The organism is Burkholderia sp. BCC1208 (assembly GCF_902833095.1).
In the GTDB taxonomy this organism is placed as follows: domain Bacteria; phylum Pseudomonadota; class Gammaproteobacteria; order Burkholderiales; family Burkholderiaceae; genus Burkholderia.
On the sequence record NZ_CADFDY010000006.1, the window covers coordinates 126,846 to 143,365 of the forward strand.

Consider the following 16,520-nt stretch of genomic DNA (forward strand, 5'->3'; position numbering starts at 1 on the left):
CCCGTTTATGAGCATCGCGTCTTCTTCTTTCGGCCAGACGCTGGCCTGTGTGCGCAGCGTGGCGCTCGATGCGCTGCGCGTGACCGAGCCGGCGGCCAAGGCCGCGCAGGTACGCGCGCTGCACGATGCGCTGCGGGCCGGGCAGGCCGCGATCGCGCCGTCGCTTCAACTGCGCGAACCGGCCGATCTGCCTGGGCGCCCGGCGCGGCCGCCGCTCGTCGAGCCGCGTCAGCTCGAGCGGCGCAGCATGCGCTCGCCGCAAGGGCGCGCCGTGCTGCTGCACGCGCTCGCCCATATCGAATTCAATGCGATCAATCTGGCGCTCGACGCGGTCTGGCGCTTCGCGGGCCTGCCGGACGCGTTCTATGCCGACTGGCTGAAGGTCGCGGCCGAGGAGGCCTATCACTTCACGCTGCTGTCCGACCGGCTCGCGGCATTCGGGCACGCCTACGGCGATTTTCCCGCGCACAACGGGCTGTGGGAGATGTGCGAGCGGACCAAGGACGACGTGCTGGCGCGCATGGCGCTCGTGCCGCGGACGCTCGAGGCCCGCGGGCTCGACGCGTCGCCGCCGATCCGCGCGCGGCTCGTGCAGGCGGGCGACGATGCGTCGGCCGCGATCCTCGACGTGATCCTGCGCGACGAAATCGGCCATGTCGCGGTCGGCAACCGCTGGTTCCGCCATTTGTGCGATGCAGCCGGCCGCGATCCCGTGCCGACTTATCGGCAGCTCGCCGAGCGATACCACGCGCCGCGGCTGCGCGGCCCGTTCAATTTCGATGCGCGGCGCGATGCCGGCTTCGAGCAGGCCGAACTCGACGAACTGGCCGCGCAGGACGCGGCGGACGAACGCCCCGCGCATTAGCCGGATCACGTTCGGCTGCGTCCCGGGCGACCGCCGGCCGACTCGCGCGCCCGATCGATGGTGTCCTGCCGGCCGGCCCTGGAACGACCTTGCCGCTAGAGCGGTAGCTCGATTGCCGATCGCCGGAACCAAGGCGTCGCCGCTATAATCGAACGATCATTCTTTTTTTGGCGGCTGCAATGAGTGCCACGAGTTCTGTTTCCGATTTCGTCACGGTGCGCGGCGTCCGGCTGCATGTGCGGCGCTGGGGCCGGCCCGACGCGCCGACGCTGTTCATGCTGCACGGCTGGATGGACGTCGCGGCGTCGTTCCAGTTCGTCGTCGATGCGCTGGCGGGCGACTGGCAGGTGATCGCGCCGGACGCGCGCGGCTTCGGGCTGTCCGACTGGCCGGTCGCGCGGCAGGGCGGCGGCCACTACTGGTTCCACGAGTACCTGGGCGATCTCGATGCGCTCGTCGAGCGCTATGCGCCGACCGGCGAGGTCAATCTGGTCGGGCACAGCATGGGCGCGAACGTCGTGTGCCTGTATGCCGGCGCACGGCCGGAACGGGTGCGGCGCGTGGTCGACCTCGAAGGGTTCGGGCTCGCGCCGGCCCGCGCCGAACAGGCGCCGCGCCGGCTGCGCGGCTGGCTCGACGAGCTGCGCGAGCCACCCGCGCTGCGGCCGTACGCATCCCTCGACGACGTGGCGGCGCGCCTGATCAAGACCAATCCGCGGCTCGACCCGCGCCGCGCCGCGTTTCTCGCCGCGCACTGGTCGAAACGCGGCGACGACGGCCTCTACCACCTGCTCGCCGACCCGGCGCACAAGATGCCGGGCCCGCTGCTGTACCGGCTCGACGAAGTGATGGCCATCTGGAAGCAGGTGCGCGCGAAGGTGCTGCACGTCGAGGCCGTCAATTCGCCGACGCTCGCGCATCTCGCCGGCGACATCCCGCTGCCTGAATTCAAGGCGCGCTTCAACGCATTCCCCGACTGGCGCGAGAAACTCGTCGAGGATGCCGGCCACATGGTGCATCACGACCAGCCCGAGCAGATCGCGTCGCTGATCGAGGCGTTCTGCGCGTAGGCGCGTGGCGCCGTCGGCGCGGCAGGCGGGCGGCGCAATTGCCGCGTTGCAGTAGAATGAGGCCTTACCTGCCATGCCTACGATGAACGCCGATCTCCACTGCCATTCCAATGTTTCCGACGGGTTGCTGTCGCCCGCCGACGTCGCGCGCCGTGCGCATGCGGGCGGCGTGACCCTGTGGGCGCTGACCGACCACGACGAGATCGGCGGCCAGGCGGCGGCGCGCAGCGAGGCGGAAGCGCTCGGCATGCGCTACCTGAGCGGCGTCGAGATTTCCGTCACGTGGGCCTCGCGCACCGTGCACATCGTCGGTCTGCACATCGATCCCGCCAATCCGGTGCTGGTCGACGGCCTGTACCGCACGCGCCACGGCCGCGCGGCGCGCGCGCTGGCGATCGCGGAGCAGCTCGCGACGCTCGGTATTCCCGACGCGTACGAAGGCGCGCTGAAATACGTATCGAATCCCGATCTGATCTCGCGCACGCACTTCGCGCGCTTTCTCGTCGAGAACGGCCACGCCGAATCGACGTCCGACGTGTTCGACCGCCTGCTCGGCGACGGCAAGCCCGGCTTCGTCCCGCATCGCTGGGCGTCCCTGTCCGACGCGGTCGGCTGGATCCGCGCGGCAGGCGGCGAAGCGGTGGTCGCGCATCCGGGCCGCTATCGCTATACGCCGGTCGAATTCGACGCGTTCTTCGGCGAGTTCATCGATCTCGGCGGCCGCGCGATCGAGGTCATCACGGGCAGTCACACGCCCGACCAGTACCGCGAATACGCGGACGTTGCGCGCCGCTTCGGCTTCGAAGTGTCGCGCGGCTCGGATTTCCACGCGCCGGGCGAGGGCCGCATCGAGCTCGGCGGCCTGCCGCCGTTGCCGCCCGACCTGACGCCGGTCTGGGAGCGCTGGCTCTGACGCCCGGCGGCTTCGGGCCGCCCGCGTTGCCGCCGAGGCGCGCATCCGACTTCTCCCTCTTTACGTGTCCCCATGTCCCAGTTCTTCAGGATTCATCCGGATAATCCGCAGCCGCGCCTGATCAAGCAGGCGGCGGAGATCGTCAGCAAGGGCGGCGTGATCGCGATGCCGACCGATTCGAGCTATGCGCTCGCGTGCCATCTCGACGACAAGGATGCGGTCGAGCGCGTGCGCCGGATTCGCGGCCTCGACGAGAAGCAGCACCTGTCGCTGCTCGTGCGCGACCTGTCCGAGCTCGCCAACTTCGCGATGGTCGACAACCGCCAGTACCGGCAGATCAAGTCGGTGACGCCGGGCCCGTACGTGTTCATCCTGCAGGCGACGAAGGAAGTGCCGCGCCGGTTGTCGCACCCGTCGCGCAAGACGATCGGGCTGCGCGTGCCCGATCACGCGATCACGCTCGCGCTGCTGGAGTCGCTTGGCCAGCCGTTGCTCGGCACGACGCTGATCCTGCCGCCGGACGACGAACCGCTGAACGATCCCGAAGAAATCCGCACGCGGCTGGAGAAACAGGTCGATCTCGTGATCGACGGCGGCGCGTGTCCGCGCGAACCGTCGACGGTGATCGACCTGACCGGCGATGCGCCCGAACTCGTCCGCGCGGGCCGCGGCGCGCTCGAACCGTTCGGACTCTCGGCCGCATGACGCGCCGTGCCGTTTTTGCGCGAGTGCGCTTGTTACAATAACGCGATATGGATGCTTCCCTGATACAGACCATCGCCGTCTACGCGCTGCCCGTGATCTTCGCGATCACGCTGCACGAGGCCGCGCATGGTTACGCCGCGCGCCTGCTCGGCGACAACACCGCCTACGCGATGGGGCGCGTGTCGTTCAATCCGATGCGCCACATCGACCCGCTCGGCACGATCGCGATTCCGCTCGCGATGTACTTCCTGACCGGCGGCGCGTTCCTGTTCGGCTATGCGAAGCCGGTGCCGGTGTCGTTCGGCAACCTGCGCAATCCGCGCTGGGGCAGCCTGTGGGTCGCGCTCGCGGGCCCGGCCTGCAACTTCGTGCAGGCACTGGTCTGGGGCCTGCTGACCCTCGTGCTGCCGGCCGTCGGCATCGACGAGCCGTTCTTCACGCGGATGGCGTTCGCCGGCGTCAGCGCGAACCTCGTGCTCGGCGTGCTGAACCTGTTTCCGCTGCCGCCGCTCGACGGCGGCCGCATCCTGGCGGCGTTGCTGCCGACCAGGCAATCGATCGCGTTGTCGCGCATCGAGCCGTACGGTTTCATCATCGTCCTCGTGCTCGTCACGACGGGCGTGCTGACGAACTTCTGGCTGCGTCCGCTCGTCAACGTCGGCTATGCCGTCCTGAACGCCATCCTGTCTCCCTTCGCCTCGCTTTTCTAACGACAATCATGTTCCCAGAACGTATTTTCTCCGGCATGCGACCCACCGGGTCGCTGCACCTCGGTCATTACCACGGCGTGCTGAAAAACTGGGTGAAGCTGCAGTCCGAGTACCCGTGCTTCTTCTGCGTCGTCGACTGGCACGCGCTGACGACGCACTACGAGACGCCCGAGGTCATCGAGAAGAACGTGTGGGACGTGCTGATCGACTGGCTCGCGTCCGGCATCGATCCGGGGCAGGCGACGCTGTTCATCCAGAGCAAGGTACCCGAACATGCGGAACTCGCGCTGCTGCTCGGCATGAGCACGCCGCTCGGCTGGCTCGAACGCGTGCCGACCTACAAGGAGCAGATGGAGAAGCTGAAGGACAAGGATCTGTCCACCTACGGCTTCCTCGGCTACCCCGTGCTGATGGCCGCCGACATCCTGCTGTATCGCGGCTCGCTCGTGCCGGTCGGCGAGGACCAGGTGCCGCACGTCGAGATGACGCGCGAGATCGCGCGCCGCTTCAACTATCTGTACGGCCGCGAGCCCGGTTTCGAGGAGAAGGCGCTCGAAGCCGCGAAGAAGCTCGGCGGCAAGCGCGCGAAGCTCTATCACGAGCTGCGCAACGCGTATCAGCAGGAAGGCGACGACGAGGCGCTCGAACAGGCGCGCGCGATGCTGCAGGAATCGCAAAGCCTGTCGATGAGCGACCGCGAGCGCCTGTTCGGCTATCTCGAAGGCGCGCGCAAGATCATCCTGGTCGAGCCGCAGGCGCTGCTGACCGAGGCGTCGCGGATGCCGGGCCTCGACGGGCAGAAGATGTCCAAGTCGTACGGCAACACGATCGGCCTGCGTGAAGACGCCGAGACGATCACGAAGAAGGTCCGCACGATGCCGACCGACCCCGCACGCGTGCGCCGCACCGATCCGGGCGATCCCGACAAGTGCCCGGTGTGGCAGCTTCACCAGGTCTATACGGACGAAGCGACGCACGAATGGGTGCAGAAGGGCTGCCGCTCGGCGGGCATCGGCTGCCTCGACTGCAAGCAGCCGGTCGTCGAAGGCATCCTGCGCGAACAGCAGCCGATGCTCGAGCGTGCGCAGAAATACATGGACGATCCGTCGCTGCTGCGCGCGATCGTCGCGGACGGTTGCGACAAGGCGCGCAAGTACGCGACGGAAACGATGCGCGACGTGCGCGACGCGATGGGCCTGTCGTACAACTGATCCGGCGCATGAGCGAGTCCGTCATCGCCGCCGCGGGCGGCCACGTCGGCCAGGCCGAGCCGTCGCGCTGGGTTGCGCAATGGGCGCGGCTCGTGCCGGCCGGCGGTGCGATGCTCGACGTCGCCGCGGGCGGCGGCCGCCATGCGCGCTGGTTCGCTTCGCGCGGGCATCCGGTCGTCGCGCTCGACCGCGATCCGGCCGCGCTGGCCGCGTTGCGCGCGATTCCCGGCGTCGCCGCCCGCGCGGCCGATCTCGAAGGCGCGCCGTGGCCGCTGCCGGCCGGCGAGCGGTTCGCGGCCGTGATCGTCACCAACTATCTGCATCGCCCGCTCTGGCCCTATCTGCTCGATGCCGTGGCGCCGGGCGGCGTGCTGATCTACGAAACCTTCGCGCAAGGAAACGAAACGGTCGGAAAACCGTCCAACCCCGCGTTCCTGCTCGCCCCCGGCGAGTTGCTGGACGCCGTGCGCGGCCACCTGCGGGTGGTCGCGTACGAGGACGGTTTCGTCGTCGCGCCGCGCGAGGCGTTCGTCCAGCGTCTCTGCGCGGTGCGCGAGGGCGCGACCCCGAAGGCGGGGGCGGGAATTCCACGTTACGAACTGCCCGGCTAATCCGCTACAATCTCAATGTTTACCGGTACACATTCAATCGCGTTTCATGGCTAACGGCACCCAAGACGGCATTCAAATCCGCGGCAGCATCCCCGCGATCGTCACCCCGATGCTCGAAGACGGCAGTCTCGATCTGCCGGCGTTTCGCAAACTGATCGACTGGCACATCGCGGAAGGCACCGATGCGCTCGTCGTCGTCGGTACGAGCGGCGAGTCGGCAACGCTCAGCGTCGAAGAGCACATCCTGATGATCCGCACGGCGGTCGAGCATGCGGGCAAACGCATCCCGATCATCGCGGGCGCGGGCGGCAACTCGACCGCCGAGGCGATCGAGCTGACGAAGCACGCGAAGGCGGTCGGCGCGGACGCGACGCTGCAGGTCGTGCCGTACTACAACAAGCCGACGCAGGAGGGCATGTACCGCCACTTCCGCACGATCGCCGAAGCGGTCGACCTGCCGGTGATCCTGTACAACGTGCCGGGCCGTACGGTCGCGGACATGGCGCACGAGACGACGCTGCGCCTCGCGCAGGTACCGGGCATCATCGGCGTGAAGGAAGCGACCGGCAACATCGATCGCGCCGCGCACCTGATCAAGGCCGCGCCGAAGCATTTCGCGATCTACAGCGGCGACGATCCGACCGCGATCGCGCTGATGCTGCTCGGCGGCCACGGCAACATCTCGGTGACCGCGAACGTCGCGCCGCGCGCGATGAGCGAGCTGTGCCGCGCGGCGCTGGCCGGCGACGTGCAGACGGCCCGCACGCTGCACATGAAGCTGCTGTCGCTGCACAAGAACCTGTTCATCGAAGCGAACCCGATCCCGGTGAAATGGGCGCTGCAGGCGATGGGCAAGATGCAGGGCGGCATCCGGCTGCCGCTCACGGCGCTCGACGAGCGCTGTCACGATGCCGTGCGTTCGGCCCTCGTCGAGGCCGGCGTTCTCGCCTGATGCCCAGGCGGCCGCGTCCTGCGGCCGCCGGCTCGACCCCTGATCAACCCGCACCGGCCGGCTCCGTCCGGCGCCGCTCCTGACGAGCGTTCTAGCAAGACGAAGGATTTCATGAAACGTTTCGCCATTTCCTCTCGCGCCATCCAGTTGTCGGTGGTGGCGCTGGCGCTGGGCGCGCTCGCTGGCTGCGATACGCTGAACGACTACCTGGCCCCTGACCGGGTCAACTACAAGAATACCGGCTCGGCGCCGCCGCTCGCGGTGCCGAGCGACCTGAAGCCGGTGCCGACGACGCAGCAGTTCGTCGCGCCGCCGACCAACGCCGGGCTCGGCACGCTGCCGCCGCGGGCCACGACGCAGGCCGGCAACGCGACCGACGGCATCCCGAGCGCGCAGGATCCGCTCGGCATGCACATCGAGCGCGACGGTGACCGCCGCTGGCTCGTCGTCGACGGCCGAACGCCCGAGCAGCTGTGGCCGATCCTGAAGGAGTTCTGGCAGGAGAACGGCTTCTCGCTGAAGACCGATGCGCCGTCGACGGGCATCATGGCCACCGACTGGGCCGAGAACCGCGCGAACATTCCGGACGACTGGTTCCGCCGCACGATCGGCAAGGTCATCGATTTCGCCTATTCGTCGGGTACGCGCGACCGCTTCCGCACGCTCGTGAACCGGACGTCGGACGGCAATACCGACATCTCGATCACGCACAGCGCGATGGAAGAAATGATGGTCGGCCCGCAGGGCGGCACGTCGTCGCGCTGGGAAGAGCGTCCGCGCAACCCGGTGCTCGAAGCCGTGTTCCTGTCGAAGCTGATGCAGAAGTTCGGCCTGACCGACGCACAGGCGAAGCAGTTGCTGACCGATGCGCGCCCCGCGACGGCGCCGGCGCAGGTCGGCGACACGAGCGGCGGCGCAGCGACGCTGCAACTGGCCGAGTCGTTCGACCGCGCGTGGCTGCGCGTGGGCCTGGCGCTCGACCGGACCAACTTCACGGTCGACAATCGCGACCGCGAGAAGGGCGTGTACACCGTGCGTTACGCGAACTCGATGGAAGAGCTCAAGCGTGACGGCCTGTTCGGCAAGCTGTTCTACGGCGGCCCGTCGGCGGCCAAGCCCGGCAAGGAATATCTGATCAACGTGCGTTCGCAGGGCAATGGCGGTACGCAGGTCGCGGTGGTCGGCGCGAACGGCCAGGTCGACAACTCGTCGGACGCGCAGCGGCTCATTTCGCTGCTGCACGCGCAGCTGAACTGAGCGCGTGCGATTCTCCAGCCTCGGAAGCGGCAGCGAAGGCAACGCGCTCGTCGTCGAGGCCTCGAGCGGCACGACGACCACGCGCGTGCTGCTCGACTGCGGCTTTTCCGCCAAGGAGGTCGAGCGCCGGCTCGGCCGACTGAATCTCTGCATCGCCGATCTCGATGCGATTCTCATCACCCATGAACACAGCGACCACGTCGGCAGTGCGCTGACGCTCGCGCGCCGTGCCTCGCTGCCGCTCTACATGAGCTGGGGCACCGCGCGCGCGGTCGGCGCGGACGAGGCCGATGTCGATCTCCACGTGCTATGGGGCGACGAGACGGCCGCGATACGCGATCTGGCCGTGATGCCCTATACGGTCCCCCACGATGCGCGGGAACCGCTCCAGTTCGTCTTCACGGACGGAAGCCGCCGGCTCGGCGTGCTGACGGACGTCGGGATGGCCACGCCGCACATCACGGCCGTCCTGAGCGGCTGCGACGCGCTCGTGCTCGAATCCAACCACGATACCGCGATGCTCGCCGCCAGCCGCTATCCGCAGTCGCTGAAGGCGCGGATCGGCGGCAACCATGGCCACCTGAGCAACGACGCGGCGGCCGACATCCTCGCGTCGCTCGAACGCAGCCGTCTCCAGCATCTGGTCGCGGCTCATCTGAGCCAGCAGAACAACCTGCCGGAACTGGCTCGCCGGGCGTTTGGCGGCGTACTCGGGACGGACGGGGAAGACGTGATCGTGGCCTCGCAGGACGCGGGCTTCGACTGGCTGATGCTCGGATGAGCGGGGCAGGGCCGCTGCGGCGGCTCCAGGCGGCTGGCGGCCGCTCGATTCGAAAGCGACAGACGTAAAAAAACCGGCCCTCGGGCCGGTTTTTTTTCAGCTAATGCTGAAGGCTTACTGGCTTGCGCCCGAAGCCGGAGCAGCCGTCGCTGCCGAAGCAGCCGACGCCACTGCAGCAGCAGCGTCGCTCGCAGCAGCCGTTGCCGACGAAGCAGCAGCCGAAGCGTCGCTCGCAGCACCAGCAACTGCCGAAGCAGCCGACGAAGCAGCAGCCGAAGCGTCGCTTGCAGCCGACGAAGCAGCTTGATCAGCGCTCTTGTTGCAAGCAGCCAGTGCAACAGCAGCCAACAGGGAAGCTACGAGGAGGGATTTCTTCATGATCACGTCCTTTTATGGTTAAAGGTAAGCAACAGCGCGAAACAATACCGGTAATGTGCTCCAACACCGACCTGGGCCGCTGGTGGAGACGCACTTCTAGAGCGTGAATCTTCCCTACGGCTTGGGCGGAAATTATATGCACTTTCCTATCGACCGTCGACAAATGCGGGGTCAATACGTTGTCTTTCCCATACAGAATTTGATCTGGACGGGCATACGGGGCGACTCACACTAATTCCGGCTTCCGACCCGTATCCAGCCCGCACGATACCACTCGTGCAACAAGGCTGTCATCGAGGGAACCCGGGATAGTGTTACAAACCGTTTCGCCTCCATCTGGCGGTGATTGGCCAGTTCGGGCAGCCATTCATCGGCTTGCTCGAGCGGTCCTTCCTCGCCATTAATGAAGTACGAGCGCGCGTTATACATCAATGCGGCCCTTCTGTCGAGACTCACGCCACGGCGGGACGCTTGCGTGACGAACGCGGCCTCGGACAGCGGACGCTCCGGCGCGTCGAAAACGACGTTCGATTTGGGCTCGCTCAGATAGCAGCCGAGAAATTCGGCGACGTCGCGCTTGCGCCAGCGGATCGCGTCGACGATCTCGGCGACCCGTTCGACCATGGCCGGCGGCAGTTGCGCGGGCGCGTCGACGGCCGGCTGCTTCGGATCGCGGTAGAGATCGTCGCCCCCCGCGTCGCGCAGGCCGCCGCGCTCCGCGAGGTAGTACAGGAACTGGGCGCCCAGCTCGCCGGCGGACGGGGCCCGGAAGCCGATCGAGCAGGTCATGCACTCGCCTTCGGCGACGCCGTCGTGCGCGATGTGCGGCGGCAGGTACAGCATGTCACCGGGCTCCAGCACCCATTCGTCGCTCGGCTCGAAGTTTTCGAGGATCTTCAGCGGTACGTCCGGCTGCAGCGACAGATCTTTCTGCGCGCCGACCCGCCAGCGGCGCCGGCCTTCGACTTGCAGCAGGAATACGTCATATGAATCGAAGTGCGGGCCGACGCCGCCGCCGTCCGTCGCATACGAGATCATCAGGTCGTCCAGCCGCGCGTCGGGGATGAAGCGGAAGCGGTCGAGCAGCGCGCGGGCCGCGTCGACGTGCAGGTCGAGTCCCTGCACGAGCAAGGTCCAGGATTTGCGCGTGACCGCGGGCAGCGAGTCCGGCTCGAACGGACCCTGCGCCAGTTGCCACTTGTTACGAAAATGGGTGATCAATCGCGATTCCGCGTCATAGTCGGCGGCGAGCTCGAACAATGCATCGCGCGTGACCGGGGATGCGACGCCGGGGATCGCCTGGCGGATCAGCAGCGGCTTCTTTTGCCAGTAGCCGCGCATGAATTGCGCCGGCGTGAGACCGCCGAGCAGCGGCGTGGGAAGATCGGGGGGCGGCGCGCCGAGCGTGGCCGCAGCGGTATCCCGCGGTTCGGCTTGAGACCGGTTGGGCATCGTATAATGAGACTTGTAATTGGGAGAATTGGATGAAGATCGCAAAAAACACCGTCGTATCGGTCACTTACAAGCTGTCGGACACACAGGGCAATCTGATCGAGGAAAGCGACGAGCCGATGGTCTATCTGCACGGCGGCTATGATGGCACGTTCCCCAAGATCGAGGAACAGCTCGACGGGCACGAGGCGGGCTACCAGGCGCAGATCCAGCTCGAGCCGGAGGACGCGTTCGGCGACTACGATCCCGAGCTCGTGAAGATCGAGCCGCGCGATCGTTTTCCCGAGCCGCTCGAAGTGGGCATGCAGTTCGAAGGCACGCCGGAAGACGCTGACGAGGAAGTCGACTCGCTGATCTATACGGTCACCGATATCGCCGAAGACAAGGTCGTGCTCGACGGCAATCACCCGCTGGCGGGCATGGCGCTGCGTTTCGCGCTGACCGTGAAGGACGTGCGCGAAGCCACCGAAGACGAAATCGAGCACGAGCACGCGCATGGCGCGGAAGGGCTGGAGATCGTCGACGAGGATGACGACGAGGACGGCGAAGCGCCGTCAGGGCGTACCCTGCACTGAGCTTGCCGGCAGGCCCGGCGCCGGCCCTGATGCGGGGGGCGGTGCCGGCCACGACGCGCCGCCTGGTGCGGCGCCGTCGCCCTGCAACGGCGGCGCGACCGACGACGAGTCGGGCAGCGCCGGCAGCGCGGGGATTTCCGGCATCTGCGGCAGCGGCACGTCGTCGCGCGGCACGAGCGGCAGCGTGGGCGGTACCGGCAGGTTCTTCGGCACCTCCTGCAGGCTCACGTTGAAGATCGTCTGCCGCGCCGGCGAGACGGTCACCTTGACCCACTGATTCGCCGGATTGCGCGGTCCGATCGCAACGCGCGTCACGTTTCCTACCAACTCACCGTCGTCGGCATGCAGCGGACGGTCGATCAGAAAGCCGTTCGCCAGCGGTTCGCCGCTCGCGTGCATCACCAGTATCGGGCCGCGGAACGTCGCCGCCGCCTTCACCAATGTTCGTTTCAGTTCACGGAAGCCGTCGCGTACGCGCGGCCGGTTGAAACGCAGCCACGCGAAGCGCTCCGAGCGTTCGTAGCGTTCGAACTGCGGATCGCCCTCGAAAATCACGACCATCGCGCGCGCTTCGCGCCGCTTCGCATATTCGGCCGTATGGTCGATCCAGAAGCCGTTCGCGATGATGCGGTCCTCGAATTCGCCGTTGCGGCCGCCCGCCGTCGAATAATGGTTGTTCGGCGCCGGCGCGTTGAGTGCGACGTAGACGATGTCGTCGCGCATCCAGCGCGCGTTCTCGCGATATGGCCGGAACCGTGCGACTTCGCTCTCCCGCGTAATCTGCAGTGCACCGGGGTCGGGCAGCGCCGAGTCGGCGAGCAGTGTCTGTCGCAGGAAATCGAGCCGCTCGACCGGATCGTACCCGCCGCCGGCCGCGGTGTTGCACGCGATCCAGTCGTCGTGCCCGGGAATGAACACGAGCGGCACGCGCGCCGAATCCAGGATCGCGCCGCGCTGCGAATACAGCGTGTCGCGGCATGCTTCCTTCGAACCTTTGATGTCGCCCGCGTAGACGACGAACGCGAGGTTGCGCTCGCGTGCGATCGCATCGAGCAGCCGCTGCGCGGCCGGTTCGTCAGACGGCCCATTGATGACGCCCGACACGACCGCGAACGAGTAGGGCGCGGCACTGCGCTTGGGCGGCGCGGCCAGCGCACCGGCCTGCGCCAGCGCAAGCAGTGTCGCGGCGAGCGCGGCGGCGGCGCGGGCCGGCAGGCCCCGCGCAATGCGCTTACGCGTGCCCGTCGGCATCGTGCGACCGGACCAGCGTGCGCAGTTCGTACAGCAGGTCGAGCGCCTCGCGCGGCTTGAGATCGTCGGGATCGATGTCGCGTAGTTTCTCGAGCGCCGGATGCGGCGCGTCGGGCAGCGCCGGCGCGTCCGCGCATTCGAGATCGTCGATGGCCGCCGGCGGCGCGCTGAAGAGGTCGAGTTGCGGCGTGTGCTGGGATGCCGACTGCTGTTCGAGGTACGCGAGGTGCTTGCGCGCGGCGCGGATCACGGGCGCCGGGACGCCTGCGAGCTGCGCGACCTGAAGGCCATAGCTCTGGTTCGCCGGGCCTTCGTTGACCGCGTGCAGGAACACGATCCCGTGGCCGTGCTCGACGGCCGACAGGTGGACGTTGGCCGCCTGCGGGAATTCGGCCGGCAGTTGCGTCAGCTCGAAGTAGTGCGTCGCGAACAGCGTGTAGCACGCGTTGTGCGCCAGCAGGTGGCGCGCGATGGCCCAGGCGAGCGCGAGGCCGTCGAAGGTCGACGTGCCGCGGCCGATCTCGTCCATCAGCACGAGGCTTTGCGGCGTCGCGTCGTTGAGGATCGCCGCGGCTTCGGTCATCTCGACCATGAAGGTCGAGCGGCCGCCCGCGAGATCGTCGGCCGCGCCGATGCGCGTGAAGATCCGGTCGATCGGGCCGAAGCACGCCGATTTCGCCGGCACGTAGCTGCCCACGTACGCCATCAGCGCGATCAGCGCGGTCTGCCGCATGAACGTGGACTTACCGCCCATGTTCGGCCCGGTGATCAGCAGCAGTTTGCGCTCGGTGCCGAACCGGCAGTCGTTCGCGATGAACTGCTCGACCTGCGCTTCGACGACCGGATGACGACCCTGCTCGATTTCGATGCCGATCTCGTCGGTGAAGGTCGGCGCGACCCAGTCGAGCGCGCGAGCGCGTTCGGCGAAGGCGGCCAGCAGGTCGAGTTCGGCGAGGGCCGATGCGACGCGCTGGCACTCCGGGATGAACGGTAGCAGCGCCTGCAACACCGAGTCGTACAGCGCGCGCTCGCGCGCCAACGCGCGCTCCTGTGCGGACAGCGCCTTGTCCTCGAAGGTCTTCAGTTCCGGCGTGATGTAGCGTTCGGCGTTCTTCAGCGTCTGGCGGCGGCGGTAATCGTCGGGCACCTTGTCGGTCTGGCCGCGCGTGACCTCGATGTAGAAGCCGTGCACCTTGTTGTATTCGACGCGCAGGTTCGCGATGCCGGTACGCGCGCGCTCGCGCGCTTCGAGATCGATCAGGAACTGCCCGCAGTTCTCCGAAATGTCGCGCAGCTCGTCGAGCTCGGCATCGTAGCCGCGCGCGATCACGCCGCCGTCGCGCACCATCGCGGCCGGCTCGGTCGCGATCGCGTTCGTCAGCAGGTCGAGGCATTCGGCGGGTGGCGCGAGCGCTGCATCGACGCGCGCGAGGGCATCCGCGTTCGCGACGATCGCGCCGATGCGCTCGCGCAGTGCCGGCAGCGCGGCGAACGTGTCGCGCAGGCTCGACAGGTCGCGCGGGCGCGCGGACAGCAGTGCGAGACGTCCGGTGATCCGTTCGACGTCGGCGATCTGGCGCAGCGCGCTGCGCAACGCATCGAGGCTCGCGTTGGCCGGTGCGTCCAGCAGCGCGCCGATCGCCTGTTGGCGCGACTGCGCGGCAACGGAGGCGCGCGGCGGGTGATGCAGCCAGTGGCGCAGCAGGCGGCTGCCCATCGTCGTGCAGCAGGTGTCGAGCAGCGAATACAGCGTGGGCGACTCGGTGCCGCGCAGCGTCTCGGTCAGTTCGAGGTTGCGGCGCGTAGCCGGATCGAGGCCGATGTATTCGGTTTCGTTCTCGACCTTCAGGCTGCGCACGTGCCGCAGTTGCTGGCCTTGCGTGGCCGCCGCGTAGAGCAGCAGCGCGCCGGCCGCGCCGCATGCGCTCGTCAGCGAATGCGCGCCGAAACCGTCGAGGCTCGCGACGTCCAGCTGGTCGCACAGGCGCTGCGTGCCCGACGCGATGTCGAAGTGCCAGGCCGGCACGCGCTTGCTCGCACCCACGCCGGCGGGAATGGCATCGGTTGCGCCGTCCGGCGTCAGGATTTCGGCCGGCCGGATGCGTTCGAGCGCGGCGGCAAGCTGCTCGGGCTCGATTTCGGCGAGCCGCAACGCGCCGCTCGCGAGGTTCAGCCACGCGAGGCCGATATTGACCGCGACACCGCGCTTGTTGTGGCCGGTGCACATCGCGAGCAGGTAGACGTCGTTCTTGTCGGACAGCAGTGCGGCATCGGTCAGCGTGCCGGGCGTGACGACGCGCACGACCTTGCGCTCGACCGGGCCCTTCGACGTGGCCGGATCGCCGATCTGCTCGCAGATCGCGACCGATTCGCCCATTTTCACGAGCTTCGCCAGATACTGTTCGACCGCGTGATGCGGGACGCCGGCCATCTTGATCGGCGTGCCGGCCGACGCGCCGCGCTGCGTGAGGGTCAGGTCGAGCAGACGTGCCGCTTTTTCCGCATCCTCGAAGAACAGCTCGTAGAAGTCGCCCATCCGGTAGAAGACGAGCGTGTCCGGATGATCGGCCTTGATGCGCAGGTATTGCTGCATCATCGGGGTATGGCCGGCAAAGGCCTCGGGCGACAGCGTGGTCATAGGTCAGGCATGAAGTTGTTGCTTGGGTTGCCCGAGTTTACCAGTGGCTTCGACGTGTACGCGCGAAGTTCGCCATTCGGCCAGTTGTTGGCGATGGCGCACAGTCGAGATTTGACGGACGTACTCACCCGATTGCCCACCCGCAAAGGGCCCGACTTTGCCGAACTGCTCTCGCAGCGTTGGGCGCCCGGCGCCATCAAACTGATTGAGCGGCACGTCGGTCGCGAGTCCGAACGTGGGTCGGCTCTACCATTTGCCGATGCTCTCGGGACTTACACCAATCAACCCCGCAAAACCGAAACTTAAATACGTTTAAATGGAATGCGCGTGCTAGCCTGAAACGGCAATATATAAAAACGCAATAAATAACGGGGCACGAACATGAAGCAGGCCATAGGAGAAGCGGCGGGCGCATGCTCGCAAAGTACCGCGGCGCTGCCCGCTGGAGGGGGCGCAGATGAATCGGAGCGGATCGATCTGATCGAGCTTGGCGCACGCGTGTTGTCGGTAACCGTGCTGGGCGTGTTTGCTTATCTGATTTATATGTCGTGGCGATCGGATCCGAGCCGGATCACGCTGATCCTGCTGCTGGTCTCCGCGGTACTGACCGTCGGCATGTCGGCTTTTGCGAAATTGCCGACGCGACGCGACTGGCACCCCGTCGCGGTGTGCTTTTCTCTTGGCGGGTCGTTCTATTGCCTCGCCTACCAACTGACCGCCAGTACGCAACTGATTCCGGAGTGGGCCGGAGGCACCTGGCAAATTTGCGGGATTGCGTGGCAACTATTCGCGAAGCTGTCGCTGGGGCGCTCGTTCGGCCTGCTGCCAGCCAATCGCGGAGTCGTCTCGACGGGTGCGTACCGGTTCATGCGTCACCCGATCTATGTCGGTTACCTGCTGTCCGAAATCGGTTTTCTGCTCTCGAACTTCAGTACCCGAAACGCTCTCACGATCGGCGTCTGGATGCTGTTGCAGATCGGGCGAATCAGAATGGAAGAGCGGGTGCTGTCGGAAGACGCGGATTATCGTGCGTACAAGACGAAGGTCCGGTACCGGTTGATTCCAGGCGTGTTTTGACGGGAACGCCGAAAGCGCGCAATGGCTGGGCGTCGATGACGCGCATGGGCGCGGCGGACACGCGAAAGCCGGCG

At 67.1% G+C, this 16,520-nt stretch carries 17 protein-coding genes; 14 read left to right on the plus strand and 3 right to left on the minus strand.

What is annotated here, in order from left to right:
- Positions 1–7 precede the first annotated feature (7 nt).
- The 11 genes from HWX09_RS15600 (at position 8) to HWX09_RS15650 (ending at position 9,382) form a co-directional block, all read left to right on the plus strand.
- Entirely contained in the window at positions 8–865 is an 858-nt protein-coding gene (locus tag HWX09_RS15600; protein ID WP_034185427.1) for a ferritin-like domain-containing protein, read from the plus strand.
- A 179-nt stretch (positions 866–1,044) separates the two neighbouring features.
- The gene (locus HWX09_RS15605; RefSeq protein WP_027784842.1) at positions 1,045–1,935 is read left to right on the plus strand and encodes an alpha/beta hydrolase; all 891 of its coding nucleotides are present in this window, start codon (positions 1,045–1,047) and stop codon (positions 1,933–1,935) included.
- Between the two features lie 82 nt (positions 1,936–2,017).
- Positions 2,018–2,848 (plus strand): 3',5'-nucleoside bisphosphate phosphatase, encoded by an 831-nt coding sequence (locus tag HWX09_RS15610; protein WP_027784841.1) that lies wholly within the window; start codon positions 2,018–2,020, stop codon positions 2,846–2,848.
- A 72-nt stretch (positions 2,849–2,920) separates the two neighbouring features.
- Entirely contained in the window at positions 2,921–3,553 is a 633-nt protein-coding gene (locus HWX09_RS15615) for an L-threonylcarbamoyladenylate synthase (protein ID WP_027784840.1), read from the plus strand.
- Between the two features lie 47 nt (positions 3,554–3,600).
- Positions 3,601–4,263, plus strand: a complete 663-nt coding sequence (locus tag HWX09_RS15620) for a site-2 protease family protein (RefSeq protein ID WP_027784839.1) — start codon at positions 3,601–3,603, stop codon at positions 4,261–4,263.
- A gap of 8 nt (positions 4,264–4,271) precedes the next feature.
- Entirely contained in the window at positions 4,272–5,474 is a 1,203-nt protein-coding gene (locus HWX09_RS15625) for a tryptophan--tRNA ligase (RefSeq protein ID WP_027784838.1), read from the plus strand.
- Positions 5,475–5,482: 8 nt separating this feature from the next.
- A complete protein-coding gene (locus HWX09_RS15630; protein ID WP_027784837.1) occupies positions 5,483–6,085 on the plus strand; it encodes a class I SAM-dependent methyltransferase in 603 nt (200 codons plus the stop codon).
- A gap of 46 nt (positions 6,086–6,131) precedes the next feature.
- A complete protein-coding gene (gene dapA / locus HWX09_RS15635; RefSeq protein WP_027784836.1) occupies positions 6,132–7,037 on the plus strand; it encodes a 4-hydroxy-tetrahydrodipicolinate synthase in 906 nt (301 codons plus the stop codon).
- 111 nt (positions 7,038–7,148) lie between these two features.
- On the plus strand, positions 7,149–8,294 hold the full coding sequence (gene bamC / locus HWX09_RS15640) for an outer membrane protein assembly factor BamC (RefSeq protein WP_027784835.1): 1,146 nt from the start codon (positions 7,149–7,151) through the stop codon (positions 8,292–8,294).
- Positions 8,295–8,298: 4 nt separating this feature from the next.
- Positions 8,299–9,075: an MBL fold metallo-hydrolase gene (locus HWX09_RS15645; protein WP_027784834.1), complete on the plus strand. Its 777-nt coding sequence runs from the start codon at positions 8,299–8,301 to the stop codon at positions 9,073–9,075.
- A 103-nt stretch (positions 9,076–9,178) separates the two neighbouring features.
- A complete protein-coding gene (locus HWX09_RS15650; RefSeq protein ID WP_175888588.1) occupies positions 9,179–9,382 on the plus strand; it encodes a hypothetical protein in 204 nt (67 codons plus the stop codon).
- A gap of 302 nt (positions 9,383–9,684) precedes the next feature.
- On the opposite strand, the gene HWX09_RS15655 is transcribed toward HWX09_RS15650, so the two are convergent.
- On the minus strand, positions 9,685–10,905 hold the full coding sequence (locus HWX09_RS15655; RefSeq protein WP_027784833.1) for a cupin domain-containing protein: 1,221 nt from the start codon (positions 10,903–10,905) through the stop codon (positions 9,685–9,687).
- Positions 10,906–10,937: 32 nt separating this feature from the next.
- Here HWX09_RS15655 and HWX09_RS15660 point away from each other — a divergent pair, with 32 nt between their 5' ends.
- Entirely contained in the window at positions 10,938–11,480 is a 543-nt protein-coding gene (locus HWX09_RS15660) for a peptidylprolyl isomerase (RefSeq protein ID WP_027784832.1), read from the plus strand.
- Here the strand turns inward: HWX09_RS15660 and HWX09_RS15665 are convergent.
- Positions 11,460–12,731 carry a hypothetical protein gene (locus tag HWX09_RS15665; RefSeq protein WP_152777306.1) on the minus strand — a complete coding sequence of 424 codons (1,272 nt, stop codon included), beginning with the start codon at positions 12,729–12,731 and terminating at the stop codon, positions 11,460–11,462. The genes HWX09_RS15660 and HWX09_RS15665 overlap by 21 nt on opposite strands.
- Positions 12,712–15,369 carry a DNA mismatch repair protein MutS gene (gene mutS / locus HWX09_RS15670; protein ID WP_027784830.1) on the minus strand — a complete coding sequence of 886 codons (2,658 nt, stop codon included), beginning with the start codon at positions 15,367–15,369 and terminating at the stop codon, positions 12,712–12,714. The genes HWX09_RS15665 and mutS overlap by 20 nt, the downstream gene beginning before the upstream one ends.
- A gap of 9 nt (positions 15,370–15,378) precedes the next feature.
- On the opposite strand from mutS, the gene HWX09_RS15675 reads away from it, so the two are divergent.
- Both HWX09_RS15675 and HWX09_RS15680 read left to right on the plus strand, forming a co-directional pair.
- Entirely contained in the window at positions 15,379–15,675 is a 297-nt protein-coding gene (locus tag HWX09_RS15675) for a hypothetical protein (protein ID WP_143751619.1), read from the plus strand.
- Positions 15,676–15,750: 75 nt separating this feature from the next.
- Positions 15,751–16,446 carry an isoprenylcysteine carboxylmethyltransferase family protein gene (locus HWX09_RS15680; protein WP_034185426.1) on the plus strand — a complete coding sequence of 232 codons (696 nt, stop codon included), beginning with the start codon at positions 15,751–15,753 and terminating at the stop codon, positions 16,444–16,446.
- The last annotated feature ends 74 nt before the right edge of the window (positions 16,447–16,520 follow it).